The 15996-nt window shown below is 57.8% G+C and carries 27 protein-coding genes; all 27 read left to right on the plus strand.

The window, feature by feature from the left end:
* Positions 1-84: 84 nt before the first annotated feature.
* The 27 genes from rpsL to AC0L8G_RS11860 all read left to right on the plus strand — a co-directional run bounded on the left by rpsL (position 85) and on the right by AC0L8G_RS11860 (position 15980).
* A complete protein-coding gene (gene rpsL, locus AC0L8G_RS11730) occupies positions 85-456 on the plus strand; it encodes a 30S ribosomal protein S12 (protein WP_473388859.1) in 372 nt (123 codons plus the stop codon).
* A gap of 11 nt (positions 457-467) precedes the next feature.
* On the plus strand, positions 468-938 hold the full coding sequence (gene rpsG / locus AC0L8G_RS11735) for a 30S ribosomal protein S7 (RefSeq protein ID WP_473384379.1): 471 nt from the start codon (positions 468-470) through the stop codon (positions 936-938).
* A 27-nt stretch (positions 939-965) separates the two neighbouring features.
* Complete coding sequence (gene fusA, locus AC0L8G_RS11740; RefSeq protein WP_473384380.1) at positions 966-3044, plus strand: elongation factor G; 2079 nt, start codon at positions 966-968, stop codon at positions 3042-3044.
* 83 nt (positions 3045-3127) lie between these two features.
* Positions 3128-4303 (plus strand): elongation factor Tu, encoded by a 1176-nt coding sequence (gene tuf, locus AC0L8G_RS11745; RefSeq protein ID WP_473384381.1) that lies wholly within the window; start codon positions 3128-3130, stop codon positions 4301-4303.
* 97 nt (positions 4304-4400) lie between these two features.
* Positions 4401-4712 carry a 30S ribosomal protein S10 gene (gene rpsJ, locus AC0L8G_RS11750; RefSeq protein WP_369313984.1) on the plus strand — a complete coding sequence of 104 codons (312 nt, stop codon included), beginning with the start codon at positions 4401-4403 and terminating at the stop codon, positions 4710-4712.
* 12 nt (positions 4713-4724) lie between these two features.
* Positions 4725-5471: a 50S ribosomal protein L3 gene (rplC, locus tag AC0L8G_RS11755; protein ID WP_473384382.1), complete on the plus strand. Its 747-nt coding sequence runs from the start codon at positions 4725-4727 to the stop codon at positions 5469-5471.
* Entirely contained in the window at positions 5471-6088 is a 618-nt protein-coding gene (gene rplD, locus AC0L8G_RS11760) for a 50S ribosomal protein L4 (RefSeq protein ID WP_473384383.1), read from the plus strand. The genes rplC and rplD overlap by 1 nt, the downstream gene beginning before the upstream one ends.
* A complete protein-coding gene (locus AC0L8G_RS11765) occupies positions 6085-6399 on the plus strand; it encodes a 50S ribosomal protein L23 (RefSeq protein ID WP_473384384.1) in 315 nt (104 codons plus the stop codon). Before rplD ends, AC0L8G_RS11765 begins: the two co-directional genes overlap by 4 nt.
* A gap of 15 nt (positions 6400-6414) precedes the next feature.
* Entirely contained in the window at positions 6415-7251 is an 837-nt protein-coding gene (gene rplB / locus AC0L8G_RS11770; protein WP_473384385.1) for a 50S ribosomal protein L2, read from the plus strand.
* A gap of 17 nt (positions 7252-7268) precedes the next feature.
* Positions 7269-7547: a 30S ribosomal protein S19 gene (gene rpsS, locus AC0L8G_RS11775; RefSeq protein WP_473384386.1), complete on the plus strand. Its 279-nt coding sequence runs from the start codon at positions 7269-7271 to the stop codon at positions 7545-7547.
* Between the two features lie 2 nt (positions 7548-7549).
* A complete protein-coding gene (rplV, locus tag AC0L8G_RS11780; RefSeq protein WP_473384387.1) occupies positions 7550-7930 on the plus strand; it encodes a 50S ribosomal protein L22 in 381 nt (126 codons plus the stop codon).
* The gene (gene rpsC, locus AC0L8G_RS11785) at positions 7930-8634 is read left to right on the plus strand and encodes a 30S ribosomal protein S3 (RefSeq protein WP_473384388.1); all 705 of its coding nucleotides are present in this window, start codon (positions 7930-7932) and stop codon (positions 8632-8634) included. Before rplV ends, rpsC begins: the two co-directional genes overlap by 1 nt.
* Positions 8635-8667: 33 nt before the next feature.
* Positions 8668-9081 (plus strand): 50S ribosomal protein L16, encoded by a 414-nt coding sequence (gene rplP, locus AC0L8G_RS11790; protein WP_473384389.1) that lies wholly within the window; start codon positions 8668-8670, stop codon positions 9079-9081.
* Positions 9082-9093: 12 nt separating this feature from the next.
* Entirely contained in the window at positions 9094-9288 is a 195-nt protein-coding gene (gene rpmC / locus AC0L8G_RS11795; protein ID WP_473384390.1) for a 50S ribosomal protein L29, read from the plus strand.
* Positions 9289-9306: 18 nt separating this feature from the next.
* Complete coding sequence (gene rpsQ, locus AC0L8G_RS11800) at positions 9307-9549, plus strand: 30S ribosomal protein S17 (RefSeq protein WP_473384391.1); 243 nt, start codon at positions 9307-9309, stop codon at positions 9547-9549.
* 81 nt (positions 9550-9630) lie between these two features.
* Complete coding sequence (gene rplN / locus AC0L8G_RS11805; protein WP_473384392.1) at positions 9631-9999, plus strand: 50S ribosomal protein L14; 369 nt, start codon at positions 9631-9633, stop codon at positions 9997-9999.
* Positions 9999-10313 (plus strand): 50S ribosomal protein L24, encoded by a 315-nt coding sequence (rplX, locus tag AC0L8G_RS11810; protein WP_473384393.1) that lies wholly within the window; start codon positions 9999-10001, stop codon positions 10311-10313. The genes rplN and rplX overlap by 1 nt, the downstream gene beginning before the upstream one ends.
* The gene (rplE, locus tag AC0L8G_RS11815) at positions 10306-10866 is read left to right on the plus strand and encodes a 50S ribosomal protein L5 (RefSeq protein ID WP_473384394.1); all 561 of its coding nucleotides are present in this window, start codon (positions 10306-10308) and stop codon (positions 10864-10866) included. Before rplX ends, rplE begins: the two co-directional genes overlap by 8 nt.
* Before the next feature lie 55 nt (positions 10867-10921).
* Entirely contained in the window at positions 10922-11227 is a 306-nt protein-coding gene (rpsN, locus tag AC0L8G_RS11820) for a 30S ribosomal protein S14 (protein WP_473384395.1), read from the plus strand.
* 16 nt (positions 11228-11243) lie between these two features.
* On the plus strand, positions 11244-11642 hold the full coding sequence (gene rpsH, locus AC0L8G_RS11825) for a 30S ribosomal protein S8 (RefSeq protein WP_473384396.1): 399 nt from the start codon (positions 11244-11246) through the stop codon (positions 11640-11642).
* 17 nt (positions 11643-11659) lie between these two features.
* A complete protein-coding gene (gene rplF, locus AC0L8G_RS11830; protein WP_473384397.1) occupies positions 11660-12193 on the plus strand; it encodes a 50S ribosomal protein L6 in 534 nt (177 codons plus the stop codon).
* Positions 12194-12217: 24 nt separating this feature from the next.
* On the plus strand, positions 12218-12583 hold the full coding sequence (gene rplR, locus AC0L8G_RS11835) for a 50S ribosomal protein L18 (RefSeq protein ID WP_473384398.1): 366 nt from the start codon (positions 12218-12220) through the stop codon (positions 12581-12583).
* A gap of 12 nt (positions 12584-12595) precedes the next feature.
* Positions 12596-13168 (plus strand): 30S ribosomal protein S5, encoded by a 573-nt coding sequence (gene rpsE / locus AC0L8G_RS11840; protein WP_473384399.1) that lies wholly within the window; start codon positions 12596-12598, stop codon positions 13166-13168.
* A 12-nt stretch (positions 13169-13180) separates the two neighbouring features.
* The gene (gene rpmD, locus AC0L8G_RS11845) at positions 13181-13366 is read left to right on the plus strand and encodes a 50S ribosomal protein L30 (protein ID WP_473384400.1); all 186 of its coding nucleotides are present in this window, start codon (positions 13181-13183) and stop codon (positions 13364-13366) included.
* A gap of 88 nt (positions 13367-13454) precedes the next feature.
* Positions 13455-13925 (plus strand): 50S ribosomal protein L15, encoded by a 471-nt coding sequence (rplO, locus tag AC0L8G_RS11850; protein ID WP_473384401.1) that lies wholly within the window; start codon positions 13455-13457, stop codon positions 13923-13925.
* A gap of 124 nt (positions 13926-14049) precedes the next feature.
* The gene (secY, locus tag AC0L8G_RS11855) at positions 14050-15393 is read left to right on the plus strand and encodes a preprotein translocase subunit SecY (RefSeq protein ID WP_473384402.1); all 1344 of its coding nucleotides are present in this window, start codon (positions 14050-14052) and stop codon (positions 15391-15393) included.
* A complete protein-coding gene (locus tag AC0L8G_RS11860) occupies positions 15390-15980 on the plus strand; it encodes an adenylate kinase (RefSeq protein WP_473384403.1) in 591 nt (196 codons plus the stop codon). The genes secY and AC0L8G_RS11860 overlap by 4 nt, the downstream gene beginning before the upstream one ends.
* Positions 15981-15996 lie beyond the last annotated feature (16 nt).

The following is a 15996-nucleotide window of genomic DNA, read 5'->3' on the forward strand; positions in this document are numbered from 1 at the left end:
TCGTTTGCGTCATGGATAATTCTGTCCATGCCGCGCGTGATTTTTAGGGTCAGCGCCCGCGAAAAGCGAAGGCCGGAGAAACGGATGCCGACGATACAACAACTTATCCGCAAGCCGCGGAAACCAAAGCGCCGCATCAACAAAGTGCCGGCGCTCGAAGGAAACCCGCAGAAGCGGGGCGTGTGCACGCGCGTTTATACAACGACACCGAAAAAGCCGAACTCGGCGCTTCGGAAAGTTGCGAAAATCCGTTTGACCAACGGTTACGAAGTTATCGGCTACATCCCGGGCGAAGGTCACAACCTGCAGGAGCACTCGGTGGTCCTGATCCGCGGCGGCCGCGTGAAAGACCTTCCCGGCGTTCGCTACCACATCATCCGCGGCGTGCTCGACACGCAGGGCGTGAAAGATCGCAAGCAGCGTCGTTCGAAATACGGCGCCAAGCGTCCGAAGTAAGGATATAAGAGATGTCACGTCGTCACCGCGCAGAAAAACGCGTCGTTCATCCGGACCCGAAGTTCGGAGACAAAACCGTTTCGAAGTTCATGAACTACGTCATGATCGACGGCAAAAAGCCTGCCGCCGAGAAAATCGTTTATGGCGCGTTTGAGCGCATTGAAGGCAAGCTGCGCCGTCCGCCGGTCGAGCTCTTTAAAGAAGCACTTGAGAATGTGACGCCTGCGCTGGAAGTTCGCTCGCGCCGGGTTGGCGGCGCCACCTATCAGGTTCCGGTTGAAGTTCGCCCGGACCGCAAACTCGCTCTCGCCATGCGCTGGATCATTTCCGCGGCTCGTTCGCGCAATGAGACCACCATGGTCGACAAGCTTTCGAATGAACTGATGGACGCTGCCCAAAATCGCGGCGCGGCTGTCAAGAAGCGCGAAGACACGCACCGGATGGCGGAAGCCAACCGCGCCTTCTCGCATTATCGCTGGTAACGGATTCAAGGGTAAGGGCTTTCAGCCATGGCGCGTACGCACAAAATTGAAGACTACCGGAACTTCGGCATCATGGCTCACATTGATGCTGGCAAGACGACGACGACTGAGCGCGTCCTGTATTACACCGGCAAGTCCCACAAAATCGGCGAAGTCCATGACGGCGCCGCGACCATGGACTGGATGGAGCAAGAGCAGGAGCGGGGGATCACCATCACCTCGGCTGCGACGACTTGTTCCTGGAAAGACAAGCGCCTCAACATCATCGACACCCCAGGCCACGTTGACTTCACGATTGAAGTCGAGCGCAGCCTGCGCGTGCTTGACGGCGCTGTTGCGCTGCTCGACGCCAATGCCGGCGTAGAGCCGCAGACCGAAACAGTTTGGCGTCAGGGCGACAAATATCACGTTCCCCGTCTCTTCTTCATCAACAAGATGGATAAGATCGGCGCTGATTTCTATTATTCCGTCGACACCATTCACAAACGCCTCGCCGCGAAAACGGTTATTCTGCAGCTGCCGATCGGCGCTGAGAACGAGTTCAAAGGCGTTGTCGACCTGATCCGCATGAAGGCTGTCGTCTGGGAAGAAGAAAGCCTCGGCGCTGCGTTCCATGACGAAGAGATCCCGGCGGACCTTCTCGATAAAGCGAAAGAATATCGCGAGAAAATGGTCGAGACCGTTGTCGAGCTCGATGAAGCGGTGATGGAAGCCTATCTTGAAGGCAACGAGCCGGATGAAGCGACAATCAAGCGCTTGATCCGTCAGGGCACCTGTAAAGTTGAATTCCACCCTGTTCTGTGCGGCTCCGCATTTAAGAACAAAGGCGTTCAGCCGATGCTTGACGCTGTTGTGGATTACCTGCCGAGCCCGGTCGAAGTTCCGCCGATCAAAGGCGTGCTTCCTGACACGGACACCGAAGTGACGCGCAAATCCTCTGACGACGAGCCGCTTTCCATGCTCGCCTTCAAAGTGATGAACGACCCGTTTGTGGGCTCGCTCACCTTCTGCCGCATCTATTCGGGCAAGCTCGAAGCCGGCACGCAGTTGTTGAACACGGTCAAAGGCAAGAAAGAACGCGCTGGCCGGATGCTGCAAATGCACTCCAACAGCCGTGAAGAAATCAAAGAAGCCTTCGCTGGCGACATCATCGCGGTTGTCGGTCTGAAAGACACGACGACGGGCGACACGCTGTGCGACTCGCAAAAGCCGGTTGTGCTTGAGCGTATGGAATTCCCTGATCCGGTTATCGAGCTTGCGGTCGAGCCAAAGACCAAAGCCGACCAGGAGAAAATGGGCCTCGCACTGCAGCGCCTCGCTGCTGAAGACCCGTCTTTCCGCGTCTCGACTGACGAAGAGTCCGGCCAGACGATCATCAAAGGCATGGGCGAGCTTCACCTCGACATTCTCGTCGACCGCATGAAGCGCGAATTCAAAGTCGAAGCGAATATCGGCGCGCCGCAGGTTGCTTACCGCGAAACGATCACTAAAGAAGCGGACATCGACTATACGCACAAGAAACAGTCCGGTGGTTCCGGTCAGTTCGCGCGCATCAAGTTCCGCGTCATTCCGCAAGAGCCTGGCACTGGCTACTCATTCGAGAGCAAGATTGTCGGCGGCGCGATCCCGAAAGAATATATTCCGGGCGTGGAAAAAGGCATCAACTCGATCCGCGAAACGGGTCTGCTGGTTGGCTTCCCGATCCTCGACTTCAAAATCGAGCTTTATGACGGCGCCTTCCACGATGTTGACTCTTCGGTTCTGGCTTTCGAAATCGCAGCACGCGCTGCGTTCCGCGAAAACAAACCGTCCCTCGGTCTGGCGCTTCTTGAGCCGGTGATGAAGGTCGAAGTCGTGACCCCGGAAGAATATACCGGCACGGTCATTGGCGACCTCAACTCGCGGCGCGGGCAGATCCAGGAGCAGGAAATGCGCGGCAACGCCAACGTCGTTCACGCGATGGTGCCGCTCGCAAACATGTTTGGTTATGTGAACAATCTTCGCTCGGCGACCCAGGGTCGCGCTCAGTACACGATGCAGTTTGATCATTATGAGCGCGTGCCGAAAGCGGTCGAAGAGGAAGTTAAGGCAAAGCTGGTTGGCTAGCCGATCAAGTGTAGGCGCCCGCCAACGAACATACCGGGCGATGAAGTTTAACGACAGACGTCAAGAAGACGGAGAGAAGTGAAATGTCGAAGGCAAAATTTGAACGTACGAAACCGCATGCTAACGTCGGCACCATTGGTCACGTTGACCATGGCAAAACGACTCTGACGGCTGCTATCACGAAGTATTTCGGTGACTTCAAAGCGTATGACCAGATCGACGCGGCGCCGGAAGAAAAAGCGCGCGGCATCACGATCTCCACGGCGCACGTTGAGTATGAGACGGAAAACCGTCACTACGCTCACGTTGATTGCCCGGGTCACGCTGACTACGTCAAAAACATGATCACCGGCGCAGCCCAGATGGATGGCGCTATTCTCGTTGTGAACGCTGCTGACGGCCCGATGCCGCAGACCCGCGAACACATCCTGCTCGCCCGTCAGGTTGGCGTGCCGGCGATCGTTGTTTACCTCAACAAAGTCGACCAGGTTGACGATGAAGAGCTGCTCGAACTCGTTGAGATGGAAGTTCGCGAACTTCTTTCTTCTTACGACTTCCCGGGCGACGATATTCCGATCATCAAAGGTTCGGCTTTGGCTGCTCTTGAAGATCGCGATGCTGAAATCGGCGAAAACTCGATCAAAGCGTTGATGGAAGCTGTCGACAGCTACATCCCGACGCCTGAGCGTCCGGTTGACCAGCCGTTCCTGCTGCCGATCGAAGACGTGTTCTCGATCTCCGGCCGCGGTACTGTTGTGACCGGTCGTGTCGAGCGCGGCGTTGTCAATGTTGGCGACGAACTCGAAATCATCGGCATCAAAGACACCAAGAAAACGACCTGCACGGGCGTTGAAATGTTCCGCAAGCTGCTTGATCGCGGTGAAGCTGGCGACAACGTTGGTGTTCTGCTGCGCGGCATCGAGCGCGAAGGCGTTGAGCGCGGCCAGGTTCTCTGCAAGCCGGGTTCTGTGACCCCGCACACGAAATTCGTGGCTGAAGCCTACATCCTGACGAAAGAAGAAGGCGGCCGCCACACTCCGTTCTTCACCAACTACCGCCCGCAGTTCTACTTCCGCACCACCGACGTGACCGGCGTTGTCACGCTCAAAGAAGGCGTGGAAATGGTTATGCCGGGCGACAACGTGGAAGTGAACGTTGAACTGATCGTGCCGATCGCCATGGAAGAGAAGCTCCGCTTCGCTATCCGTGAAGGTGGTCGTACGGTTGGCGCGGGCATCGTCGCGAAAATCATCGAGTAGTAACCCAAATTGATTGCGCGGATCGGTCCCAGGCTGGTCCGCGCTTTCGACTCAAGAAACCAGAACCAGAAATTTACAAAGAGCGAAGCGTAAACCCATGCAACAGAACATCCGCATCAGACTTAAGGCGTTTGATCATCGCGTGCTCGACGCTTCGACGCTGGAAATCGTCAACACGGCGAAACGCACGGGCGCAAATGTGCGCGGTCCTATTCCGCTGCCGACGCGCATCGAGCGTTACACGGTCAACCGGTCGCCGCACATTGATAAGAAGAGCCGTGAGCAGTTCGAAATGCGTACGCATAAACGCATGCTCGACATTGTCGATCCGACACCGCAAACGGTTGATGCGCTGATGAAACTCGACCTCTCGGCTGGCGTCGATGTCGAAATCAAGCTGGGCGCTTAAGGAGCATTTGAGATGCGCACGGGATTAATTGCGAAAAAGATGGGCATGACCCGCATCTTCAGCGCGGAAGGCGAACACCTTCCCGTTACGGTGATGCAGCTCGAAGCCTGTCAGGTTGTCGCTCAGCGTACTGCTGAGTCCGACGGCTACACTGCGCTGCAGCTTGGCGCCGGCGCCAAAAAGGCGAAGCGCGTCAACAAGGCCGAGCGCGGCCATTTCGCCAAGGCGAATGTTGAGCCGAAAATGAAATTGGCTGAGTTCCGCGTCTCCGAGGACAACCTCGTTGATGTCGGCGCTGAGCTTTCCGCCGAGCATTTCCTCGCGGGCCAGAAAGTCGATGTGACGGGCACGTCTATCGGTAAAGGTTTCGCGGGCGCCATGAAGCGCTGGAACTTTGGCGGTCTTCGTGCGTCGCACGGTGTTTCGATCTCGCACCGTTCACACGGTTCGACGGGCCAGTGTCAGGATCCGGGCAAAGTCTTCAAAGGCAAGAAGATGGCCGGCCAGATGGGCAACACGCGTATCACGACCCAGAACCTCGAAATCGTCAAAACTGACGTTGATCGCGGTCTGATCCTGATCAAAGGCGCCGTGCCTGGTCCTAAAGGCGGCTGGGTATTGATCAAGGACGCCGTCAAACGTGCAGCGCCGGAAGGCGTGCCGACTCCGGCGGCGATCAAATCCGCCAAGAACGATGCGCCGTCTGCGCAAGTTGAAGAGCAAGTCGCTGAAGAAGCGAAGAAGGAAGGGGACGAATAATGAAAACCGACGTCCTCAGCATTGAAAACAAGAAGTCAGGCTCGATCGACCTCGATGACGCCATCTTCGGTCTTGAGCCGCGTGCGGACATTCTGCACCGCTGCGTTGTCTATCAGCTAGCCAAGCGCCAGCAGGGCACGCACAAGTCGAAAGAGCGCGGCGAGGTTAAAGCCACGTCGAAGAAATTCGGTCGCCAAAAAGGCGGCGGCGGCGCTCGTCACGGCAACCGCGCGGCTCCGCAGTTCCGCGGCGGCGGCAAGGCCCACGGGCCGCGCGTGCGCAGCCATGCGATCGATCTGCCGAAGAAAGTTCGCCGTCTCGCGCTGCGTCACGCTCTGTCTTCGAAAGTCGCCGATGGTTCGCTGATCATCATCGACGAGGCAAAGCTTGCAGAAGCGAAAACAAAGTCAGTGCTTGAAGCATTTTCGAAGCTGAACATTGCAAACGCGCTGATCGTTGACGCATCGGTGGACGAGAATTTCGGTCTCGCCATGCGCAACATCCCCGGCATTGATATGCTGCCGGTGATTGGCGCGAATGTTTACGACATCCTTCGCAAGGACAAGCTTGTCCTGACCAAAGCGGCCGTCGAAGGCCTGGAGGCGCGTCTCAAATGAGCAAGAAACCCGCAACCACGGCCATTGAGGCCCATTACGACACGCTGATTGCGCCCGTCATCACCGAGAAATCGACGATTGCGGCCGAGCACAACCAGGTCGTGTTTCAAACTCCGATCACGGCGACCAAGCCGGAGATCAAGGAGGCCGTCGAGGCGCTGTTCAAGGTGAAGGTGAAAGCCGTCAACACGCTGCGCATCAAAGGCAAGAACAAGACATTCAAGGGGCGGGGCTATACGCGCTCTACCGTAAAAAAAGCGGTCGTGACTCTCGAAGAAGGTCACTCGATCGACGTGACGACCGGACTTTAAGGCAGGTTTAGACTTATGGCTTTGAAAAAATTCAAACCGACGACGCCGAGCCGCCGCCAATTGGTGCTGGTGGATCGCAGCGAGCTTTGGAAGGGCAAGCCGGTCAAGTCTTTGACCGAGGGCCTTTCCGAGAGCGCCGGCCGCAACAATACGGGCCGCATCACCGTGCGTCGCCGTGGCGGCGGTGTGAAAAAGACCTATCGCATCATCGATTTCAAACGGAACAAGTTTGACATCGAAGCGAAGGTCGAGCGTCTCGAATATGATCCGAACCGGACGGCCTTTATCGCGCTGCTCAAATATCTCGATGGCGAGCAGGCATACATCATCGCACCGCAGCGTCTGAAAGTTGGCGACAAGATCATCGCCGGCGAAAAAGTCGACGTGAAGCCGGGCAATGCGATGCGTCTGAAGTCGATCCCGGTCGGCACGATCATCCACAATGTCGAGCTGAAACCAGGCAAGGGCGCGCAGGTTGCTCGCTCCGCCGGTTCTTACGCTCAGCTGGTTGGCCGCGACGCGGGCATGGCCCAGGTTCGTTTGCAGTCTGGCGAAGTTCGCCTGATCTCCGGCGAGTGCATGTCGACAATCGGCGCCGTCTCGAACCCGGATCACATGAACCAGAATATCGGCAAGGCCGGACGCAACCGTCACAAGGGCAAGCGCCCGGCAGTGCGCGGCGTCGTCATGAACCCAGTCGATCACCCGCATGGCGGCGGCGAAGGCCGCACCTCAGGCGGCCGTCACCCGGTTACGCCGTGGGGCAAGCCGACCAAGGGCGCCAAGACCCGCAAGAACAAGCAAACCGACAAACTCATTCTGCGCTCGCGTCACGCGCGCAAGAAGAAATAGGCCGGAGTTAATAAGACATGCCACGTTCAGTCTGGAAAGGCCCGTTCATCGACCGCTATCTTTTGAAGAAAGCGGAAGAATCGCAGGACGGAAAACATAAAGGCGGGATCAAATCCTGGTCGCGCCGTTCAACGATCCTGCCGCATTTCGTTGGGCTGACCTTCAACGTCTATAACGGCCAGAAGTTCATTCCCGTTCATGTCACTGAAGACATGGTCGGCCACAAATTCGGCGAATTCTCTCCGACCCGCACCTATTACGGTCATGGGTCTGACAAGAAGGCGAAGAGGAAATAGTCATGGGGCAGAAGAAAAATCCCCGGCGCGTTAGCGACGCTCAGGCCATGGCCAAAGGCCGCCTGATCCGCACATCGCCGCAGAAGCTGAACCTCGTTGCGCAGTTGATCCGCGGCATGCCGGTCGAAAAGGCGCTTGCGGAACTGACTTTCTCGCGCAAACGCATTTCGCAGAACGTCAAGAAAGTTCTCGAAAGCGCAATCGCGAATGCTGAGAACAACCACGATCTCGACATCGACCAGCTCGTTGTTGATCAGGCTTTTGTCGGCAAGAACATGGTCATGAAGCGCTGGCGGGCCCGCGCGCGTGGCCGCGTCGGCAGAATCCAGAAGCCGTTTTCTGAAATCACGATCGTCGTGAAAGAAGTCGAGGAGGCCGCTTAATGGGCCAGAAAGTCAATCCAATCGGTCTGCGCCTCGGTATCAACCGGACCTGGGACTCGCGCTGGTTCGCCGGCAAAGCCGCCTATGGCGACTTGCTGCATGAAGACCTGCGCATTCGCAAATATGTCGAGAAGCGCCTGCATCAAGCTGGCGTCTCGCGCGTCATCATCGAGCGTCCGCACAAGAAATGCCGCGTGACGATCTACACGGCGCGTCCTGGCGTTGTGATCGGCAAGAAGGGCGCTGACATCGAAAAGCTGCGTCTTGAGCTTTCGAAGCTTTCTTCGTCGGAAACGGTCCTCAACATTGTTGAGATCCGCAAGCCGGAGATCGATGCGACGCTGGTCGCCGAGAATATTGCTCAGCAGCTTGAGCGCCGGGTTGCATTCCGCCGCGCTATGAAGCGCGCCATGCAAACCGCACAGCGCATGGGCGGCCTCGGCATTCGCGTCAACGTTTCGGGCCGTCTAGGCGGCGCGGAAATCGCGCGCATGGAATGGTACCGCGAAGGCCGCGTGCCGCTTCACACCTTGCGCGCCGACATCGATTACGGCGTAGCGACCGCCCAGACGACCTATGGCGCCATCGGCATTAAGGTCTGGATCTTCAAGGGCGAAATTATGGAACACGACCCGATGGGTCATGAAAAGCGATTGATCGAAGCCCAAACGGGCGGCGTCGGTCATCAGCAGCGCAAAAACTAGTCGCGCGAAGAAGGATTTGGAGACGTCTGAGCCATGCTTCAGCCAAAAAGAACAAAATTCCGCAAGCAGTTTAAAGGGCGGATCAAAGGGGTCGCAAAAGGCGGCACCGATCTGAATTTCGGATCCCACGGTCTTAAGGCCATGGCTCCGGAGCGCGTGACCTCGCGCCAGATCGAAGCCACCCGCCGCGCCATCACCCGCGCCATGAAGCGTCAGGGTCGCGTCTGGATCCGGATTTTTCCGGATGTGCCGGTGACCAAGAAGCCTACCGAAGTCCGCATGGGTAAAGGTAAGGGCTCTGTCGAATTCTGGGCGGCGAAAGTGAAACCGGGCCGGATCATGTTCGAGCTCGACGGCGTAACCGATGAAGTCGCGCGCGAAGCCTTGGCGCTTGGCGCTGCGAAACTGCCGATCAAGACGCGCATTGTCACGCGCATCGGCGAGTAAGGAGCAGTTGAGATGAACTCGACAGAGGCCCGCGATATGACCGCTGACGAATTGAAGGATCGTCTCCTTCAGCTCAAGCGCGAACAGTTCAACCTGCGTTTTCAAAAAGCGTCAGGCCAACTCGAAAAGACCACGCGGATCGGCGAAGTGCGTAAAGACATCGCGCGGATCAAAACCATCCTCGGCGAAAAAGCCCGAGCGAATTAGAGAATAAGAGGCGAAGAAATGCCAAAACGCATTCTGCAAGGCGCTGTAGTGAGCGACAAAGGCGAAAAGACGGTCGTTGTGAACGTCGAGCGTATGTTTACGCACCCGCTTTTGAAAAAGACGGTTCGTCGTTCGAACCGCTTCCACGCTCACGACGCTGAAGACAAATACAAGGTCGGCGATCTTGTCCGTATTCAGGAATGTGCGCCGAAGTCGAAGCTGAAGCGCTGGGAAGTCATCGGCCTCGGGTCGAAAGGTTAATCCCGTCCGCCTTCCTTTCGGGGAGTTGGGGCGGATGGAAAGAGTGAAACGGGGCCATGTGGGCCCATCAGGAGGATCATCATGATCCAGATGCAATCAAATTTGGACGTCGCCGATAATTCCGGCGCAAAGCGCGTTCAGTGCATCAAGGTGCTTGGCGGCGCGAAACGCAAATATGCTGGCGTCGGCGATATTATCGTCGTGTCCGTGAAAGAGGCGATTCCGCGCGGCCGCGTGAAAAAAGGCCAGGTCATGAAGGCCGTGGTCGTGCGCACCGCGAAAGACATCAAGCGCAAGGACGGCACGGTTATCCGTTTCGACCGCAACGCCGCTGTTTTGATCAACAACAACAAAGAGCCGATCGGCACACGTATCTTTGGCCCAGTGACCCGCGAACTCCGCGGCACCAAGCACATGAAGATCGTTTCGCTGGCGCCGGAGGTGCTGTAATGGCCGCTAAGATTAAAAAAGGCGACAAAGTCATCGTTCTCGCCGGCAAAGACCGCGGCGCTGAAGGCGAAGTTGTCACTGTCATGCCGAAAGAGGATCGCGTTGTCGTGCGCGGCGTCAATCTGATCAAGAAGCATCAGCGGCAGACGCAACAACAAGAAGGCGGGATCATCACGCGCGAAGCGTCGATCCACGTATCGAATGTGGCGCTCAAGGATCCGTCGACGGGTAAAGCGACCCGCGTCGGCTTCAAGATCGAAGATGGAAAGAAAGTCCGCGTCGCGAAAGCGTCGGGTGAGGTTATCGATGGCTGAAGCAACCGCATATGAACCGCGCCTTAAGGCGCTTTATCGCGACACGATCCGTTCGAAAATGAACGAGACGTTCAAATATACGAACCCGATGATGACCCCTTCGATTGAGAAGGTCGTGATCAATATGGGTGTCGGCGACGCTGTGAACGACCGCAAGGCCGTGGACGCCGCCGTGGCGGACCTGACGCTGATCGCCGGCCAGAAGCCGGTCATCACCAAGGCCAAGAAGTCGATCGCCGGCTTCAAGCTGCGCGAAGGCATGGCCGTCGGCGCCAAGGTGACGCTGCGTAAAGACCGGATGTTTGAATTTCTGGATCGCCTGATTACGGTCGCGCTGCCGCGCGTTCGCGACTTTCGCGGCCTGAACGGCAAGAGCTTTGACGGTCGCGGCAATTACGCGATGGGTCTTAAAGAACATATCGTGTTTCCGGAAATCGAATACGACAAAGTCGACAAGATCCGGGGCATGGACATTATCGTTTGCACAACCGCTCGCAATGACGAAGAAGCGCGCGAATTGTTGCGGGAATTCAATTTCCCGTTCCGCAAGTAGGAAAGCATTAGGCAAGGTCCGCACGCTGCGGAAACCGGCTTGAGAAGGAGAAGACATGGCGAAGAAATCAATGATCGAGCGCGATCTCAAACGCCGCCGCATGGCGAAAAAGTTTGAGTCCAAGCGCAACCGTTTGAAGGCGATCATCAACGACCAGGATCAGCCGGGCGAAGACCGTTTCACGGCTGCGCTCAAGCTCGCTGAGCTGCCGCGCAACTCGTCGAAGACGCGTATTCGCAATCGTTGCCTGGTGACGGGCCGCCCGCGCGGTTACTACCGCAAGCTGAAAATGTCTCGTATTTCGCTTCGCGATCTTGGCTCGGCCGGAAAAATTCCGGGCCTCGTGAAGTCGAGCTGGTAAGGGGACCGAGAGAACAATGTCTATCAATGATCCTATCGGCGATTTGATTACCCGCATCCGCAACTCGCAGATGCGCCGGCACTCGACCATGTCAGTGCCCGCGTCGAAACTGCGCGGCTGGGTGCTCGATGTCCTTGAAGCGGAAGGTTATATCCGCGGTTACGCACGCGTCGAAAAAGACGGTGAAAAGCCGAATTTCGAGGTCGAGCTGAAATATTACGAAGGTTCGCCGGTCATTCAGAAGATCCGCCGGATTTCGAAACCGGGCCGCCGGGTTTATTCGTCGGTCGGTGATCTCGGGTCCGTTCGCAACGGCCTCGGCATCTCGATCGTGTCGACGCCGAAGGGCGTTATGTCAGACGCAGCAGCGCGCGACGCCAATGTTGGCGGCGAAGTGCTCTGCGAAGTGTACTAAGGCTGGGAGCGAGATAAATGTCCCGCATCGGTAAAAAAGCGATCCCCGTGCCTGGTGGCGTGACGGTCAATGTGAATGGCCAGACCATCAGCGCAAAAGGGCCGAAAGGCGAACTCACTTTCGTCGTCAATGATCTGTGCACGATTGCGCTTGAAGACAATGAAGTGCTGGTCAAGCCGGTTAACAATTCCAAGCCGGCGCGGTCCCTCTGGGGCATGAACCGCACCTACATCAACAACATGTTTGAAGGCGTCTCGAAAGAATTTTCGAAAACCCTCGAACTGGTTGGCGTTGGTTACCGGGCCCAGATGAAGGGTTCGGCGCTCAGCCTCGCGCTCGGTTACAGCCACGACATCGATTACCCGGCCCCGGAAGGCGTCAAGATCGCCACGCCGAAGCCGACGGAAATCGTGCTCACCGGCATCGACAAACAAAAGGTCGGACAGGCTGCTGCGGAAATCCGCGCTTTCCGTCCGCCGGAGCCTTACAAAGGCAAGGGCGTGAAATACGCTGACGAATACATCTTCCGTAAGGAAGGCAAGAAGAAGTAACGCTTCGCTAAAGGATATCGGGCAATGGCCGATCAGAAAAGAAAACATCACGTCTCGCGGGCGAACCGCACAAGAGGCAAACTCAAACGCGTGTCGACTGACCGGCCGCGCCTGTCCGTCTTTCGGTCGTCGAAAAATATCTCGGCGCAGATTATCGACGACAAGGACGGCAAGACGCTTGCTTCCGCTTCAACGCTTGAAGCTGAAATTCGCAAGGCCTCTGCAAAGGGCGGCGATAAGGATGCGGCAGCGAAGATCGGCAAACTGCTTGCCGAACGTGCTGTCGAAGCAGGCGTGAAGGATGTCGTGTTCGATCGCGGCGGTTATATTTTCCATGGCCGGGTGAAAGCGCTTGCGGATGCCGCGCGCGAAGCCGGTCTTAATTTCTAGGGAGTAACGAACATGGCGCGTGAAGAAGGACGCGGCCGCGGACGCGGCAGAGGCGATCGTGAAGAGCGCGACGAGTTCGTCGATAAGCTCGTTGCAATCAATCGCGTGGCGAAAGTGGTGAAGGGCGGTAAAAACTTCGGTTTCGCCGCACTCGTCGTCGTCGGCGATCAGAAAGGCCGCGTTGGCTTTGGCAAGGGTAAAGCCCGCGAAGTGCCCGAGGCGATCCGCAAGGCGACACAAGAAGCCAAGCGCAATCTCGTTCGCGTGCCGCTGCGCGAAGGCCGCACGCTGCACCACGATGCGGCTGGCCGTTGGGGCGCCGGCAAGGTTCTCCTGCGTTCGGCGCCTCCGGGCACCGGCATCATCGCTGGCGGTCCGATGCGCGCGATCTTCGAAACGCTCGGCGTTCAGGACGTTGTGGCGAAATCGCTCGGTTCATCCAATCCCTACAATATGGTGCGCGCGACGGTGAATGCGCTTCAGAACCAGCAAAGCCCACGGACCATGGCGTCCAAGCGCGGCAAGAAGGTTTCTGACATTCTCGCCGGCCGCGGACGCGCCGCCGATGCGGCTGACGCTGCGTAAAGGAGTTTCGTCATGGCGAAAAAAGTATTGAAAGTCCGTCAGACCGGCAGCCCGGCGCGTCGTCCGCAAGACCAGCGCGCGACCCTGGTTGGTCTCGGCCTGAACAAAATCGGTCGCGAGCGCGAGCTCGAAGACACGCCGTCAGTGCGCGGCATGATCAACAAGGTCTCTCACCTTGTTGAAATCGTAGAGGAATAGGCTAAGTCCTTCCTTTTAGAGCCCGTCTATGGGCGTCATCAGGCGAGGCGGCGTTTCAACGAATTCGCTGCCGCAAGTCGAGGTAAAAATGAAACTGAACGAACTCTCCGACAATAAAGGCGCGCGCAAGAGCCGCATTCGTGTGGGCCGAGGCATTGGCTCAGGCAAAGGCAAAACCGGCGGCCGCGGCGTCAAGGGTCAGAAATCCCGCTCCGGCGTTTCCGGCATCCGCGCCTATGAAGGCGGCCAGATGCCGCTTTACATGCGCCTGCCGAAGCGCGGCTTCAACAAGCCAAATCGTGTGGATTTCGTCGAGGTCAATGTGGGCCGCATCCAGACTGCAGTGGATGCCGGCAAGCTCGACGCTGGGAAAACCATCGATGTCGCCGCTTTGGTCGAAGCTGGCGTCATCCGCCGCGCCAAAAACGGCGTTCGCCTTTTGGGCGTCGGCGAATTGAAGTCAAAGCTGACCCTCGTGGTCGCTCACGCTTCCGCTGGCGCAAAAGCCGCCGTCGAAAAAGCTGGCGGCAGCGTTACCGTCGCGACAGCCGCGGAATAGTCCATTTGGAGTCCAAGGGTTGCGGACCGTGTCCGCAACCGCCACATGGCTTCCGGATGACGGGCTCCCGAGACGGGAACCACGGGTGGGGACCACAAGGGCAAGCTGAACAGGTGACAGGCAGATGACTTCCGCAGCGGAACAGTTCGCGTCAAACATCAATTTTGGCTCCTTCGCCAAGGCAGAAGAGCTTAAAAAGCGTCTTCTGTTCACCTTGGGCGCGCTTATCGTCTATCGCCTCGGGACCTTTGTGCCGATCCCCGGCATCGATCCGGTCGCCTTCAGCCAGGGCTTTCAAAGCCAGTCCGGCGGCCTGCTCGGCACGCTGAATATCTTCGCCGGCGGTGCGGTTGAGCGGATGGCGATCTTCGCCCTCAACATCATGCCCTACATCTCCGCCTCGATCATCATGCAGTTGATGTCGGCGGTTATTCCGTCGCTTGAAAAGGTGAAGAAAGAGGGCGAGCAGGGCCGCCGTCAGATCAACCAATATACCCGCTATCTGACTGTCTTCCTTGCGACCATGCAGGGCTACTTTATTGCGGTCAGCCTGCAGGGCACGCCGGGCACTGTCATCGAACCCGGTCCATTCTTCCTGATCACCACGACGGTCACGCTGGTCGGCGGCGTCATGTTCCTGCTTTGGCTGGGCGAGCAGATCACTGCGCGCGGCGTCGGCAATGGCGTTTCGCTGATCATCTTCGCTGGCATCGTTGCAGAACTTCCCCGCGCGATCGCGGCCCTTCTCGATCAGGGCCGGGCCGGCGGCGGCGTTGGCGGCGGCGCGATCCTCATCATTGCTGCGCTTGCGCTCGGGCTGATCGCTTTTGTGGTGTTCATGGAACGCTCCCAGCGCCGGATCTTGGTTCAGTATCCGCGCCGCCAGGTTGGCCAGCGCATGACCCAGGGCGAGAAATCCCACCTGCCGCTGAAACTCAACGTTTCCGGCGTCATTCCGCCGATTTTCGCGTCTTCATTGCTATTGCTGCCTGCGACGGCGGCGGGCGCTGTGGGCGGCGAAGGGTCTCCGGAGTGGCTGCAGACCCTGACTTACCTGTTCCAGCCGGGCCGTCCTTCCTATATCGCGCTTTATGCGGCGCTGATTATCTCCTTCACCTTCATCTACACGTCTGTCGTGTTCAACGTTGAAGAGGTCGCGGATAATCTCAAGAAATATGGCGGCTTCGTTCAGGGCTACCGTCCCGGCGCGCGCACGGCGGAATATCTCGACTTCGTGCTGACCCGTTTGACGATGATCGGCGCATTGTACCTGACCTTTGTGTGTATCCTGCCGGAGATTCTCAAGGCGAGTTACAGCCAGTCTATCCCGGTCTATATCGGCGGCACCTCGTTGCTCATTGTCGTCTCGGTGACTTTGGATACGGTCGGACAGATTCAGGGCCATCTACTCGCCCAGCAATATGAAAGCTTGATCAAGAAATCCAAGCTCCGGGGAGGGCGGCGATGATCGTCATTTTTCTCGGGCCGCCAGGCGCCGGAAAAGGCACACAGGCCGCCCATATCGTAGAGCGCTACGGCATACCTCAGCTTTCCACCGGCGACATGCTGCGTGCGGCGGTTGCGGCCGGCACCCCGGTCGGGCTGAAGGCTAAAGCCATCATGGACGCCGGCAACCTCGTTTCCGACGATGTGGTCGCCGCGATCATCGAAGAGCGGATCGAGGCTGAAGATTGCGCGCCGGGCTTCCTGCTGGACGGGTTCCCCCGGACGGTCGCCCAGGCCGAGATGCTGGATGCGATCCTGACCAAGAAAGAGCGGGCGGTTGACGCCGTGATCGAGCTTCAGGTCGACGAGGCGGCGCTGGTCGATCGCCTGCGCAACCGGATCAAAGAGACCAAGGCCAGGGGCGAAACCGTCCGGGCTGACGATAATGAAGAGACCTTCGCGAAGCGCCTCGGCGTGTATCGCGATCAGACGGCGCCCTTGATCCCGCATTATGCGGGACAGGGCAAATTGCGGGCGGTTGACGGCATGCAGGCGGTGAACACCGTTTCAGCCGAGATTGACGCGATTTTGGACCAATTTCAGGGCTGAATTAGCCTTGAAAAAC

It is taken from the genome of Hyphococcus sp. D3-15, assembly GCF_055809375.1.

Bases quoted from the DNA above. Each gene is read 5' to 3' on its own strand.
- rpsJ (WP_369313984.1), top strand. From the start codon at position 4,401: ATGCAACAGAACATCCGCATCAGACTTAAGGCGTTTGATCATCGCGTG.
- tuf (WP_473384381.1), top strand. From the start codon at position 3,128: ATGTCGAAGGCAAAATTTGAACGTACGAAACCGCATGCTAACGTCGGC.
- rplC (WP_473384382.1), top strand. From the start codon at position 4,725: ATGCGCACGGGATTAATTGCGAAAAAGATGGGCATGACCCGCATCTTC.
- rplE (WP_473384394.1), top strand. From the start codon at position 10,306: ATGGCTGAAGCAACCGCATATGAACCGCGCCTTAAGGCGCTTTATCGC.
- rplR (WP_473384398.1), top strand. From the start codon at position 12,218: ATGGCCGATCAGAAAAGAAAACATCACGTCTCGCGGGCGAACCGCACA.
- secY (WP_473384402.1), top strand. From the start codon at position 14,050: ATGACTTCCGCAGCGGAACAGTTCGCGTCAAACATCAATTTTGGCTCC.
- rplN (WP_473384392.1), top strand. From the start codon at position 9,631: ATGATCCAGATGCAATCAAATTTGGACGTCGCCGATAATTCCGGCGCA.
- fusA (WP_473384380.1), top strand. From the start codon at position 966: ATGGCGCGTACGCACAAAATTGAAGACTACCGGAACTTCGGCATCATG.
- rpsL (WP_473388859.1), top strand. From the start codon at position 85: ATGCCGACGATACAACAACTTATCCGCAAGCCGCGGAAACCAAAGCGC.
- rpmD (WP_473384400.1), top strand. From the start codon at position 13,181: ATGGCGAAAAAAGTATTGAAAGTCCGTCAGACCGGCAGCCCGGCGCGT.
- rplF (WP_473384397.1), top strand. From the start codon at position 11,660: ATGTCCCGCATCGGTAAAAAAGCGATCCCCGTGCCTGGTGGCGTGACG.
- AC0L8G_RS11765 (WP_473384384.1), top strand. From the start codon at position 6,085: ATGAGCAAGAAACCCGCAACCACGGCCATTGAGGCCCATTACGACACG.
- rplD (WP_473384383.1), top strand. From the start codon at position 5,471: ATGAAAACCGACGTCCTCAGCATTGAAAACAAGAAGTCAGGCTCGATC.
- rpsC (WP_473384388.1), top strand. From the start codon at position 7,930: ATGGGCCAGAAAGTCAATCCAATCGGTCTGCGCCTCGGTATCAACCGG.
- rplP (WP_473384389.1), top strand. From the start codon at position 8,668: ATGCTTCAGCCAAAAAGAACAAAATTCCGCAAGCAGTTTAAAGGGCGG.
- rpsQ (WP_473384391.1), top strand. From the start codon at position 9,307: ATGCCAAAACGCATTCTGCAAGGCGCTGTAGTGAGCGACAAAGGCGAA.
- rpsE (WP_473384399.1), top strand. From the start codon at position 12,596: ATGGCGCGTGAAGAAGGACGCGGCCGCGGACGCGGCAGAGGCGATCGT.
- rplB (WP_473384385.1), top strand. From the start codon at position 6,415: ATGGCTTTGAAAAAATTCAAACCGACGACGCCGAGCCGCCGCCAATTG.
- rplO (WP_473384401.1), top strand. From the start codon at position 13,455: ATGAAACTGAACGAACTCTCCGACAATAAAGGCGCGCGCAAGAGCCGC.
- rpmC (WP_473384390.1), top strand. From the start codon at position 9,094: ATGAACTCGACAGAGGCCCGCGATATGACCGCTGACGAATTGAAGGAT.
- rpsH (WP_473384396.1), top strand. From the start codon at position 11,244: ATGTCTATCAATGATCCTATCGGCGATTTGATTACCCGCATCCGCAAC.
- rpsG (WP_473384379.1), top strand. From the start codon at position 468: ATGTCACGTCGTCACCGCGCAGAAAAACGCGTCGTTCATCCGGACCCG.
- rpsS (WP_473384386.1), top strand. From the start codon at position 7,269: ATGCCACGTTCAGTCTGGAAAGGCCCGTTCATCGACCGCTATCTTTTG.
- rpsN (WP_473384395.1), top strand. From the start codon at position 10,922: ATGGCGAAGAAATCAATGATCGAGCGCGATCTCAAACGCCGCCGCATG.
- AC0L8G_RS11860 (WP_473384403.1), top strand. From the start codon at position 15,390: ATGATCGTCATTTTTCTCGGGCCGCCAGGCGCCGGAAAAGGCACACAG.
- rplX (WP_473384393.1), top strand. From the start codon at position 9,999: ATGGCCGCTAAGATTAAAAAAGGCGACAAAGTCATCGTTCTCGCCGGC.
- rplV (WP_473384387.1), top strand. From the start codon at position 7,550: ATGGGGCAGAAGAAAAATCCCCGGCGCGTTAGCGACGCTCAGGCCATG.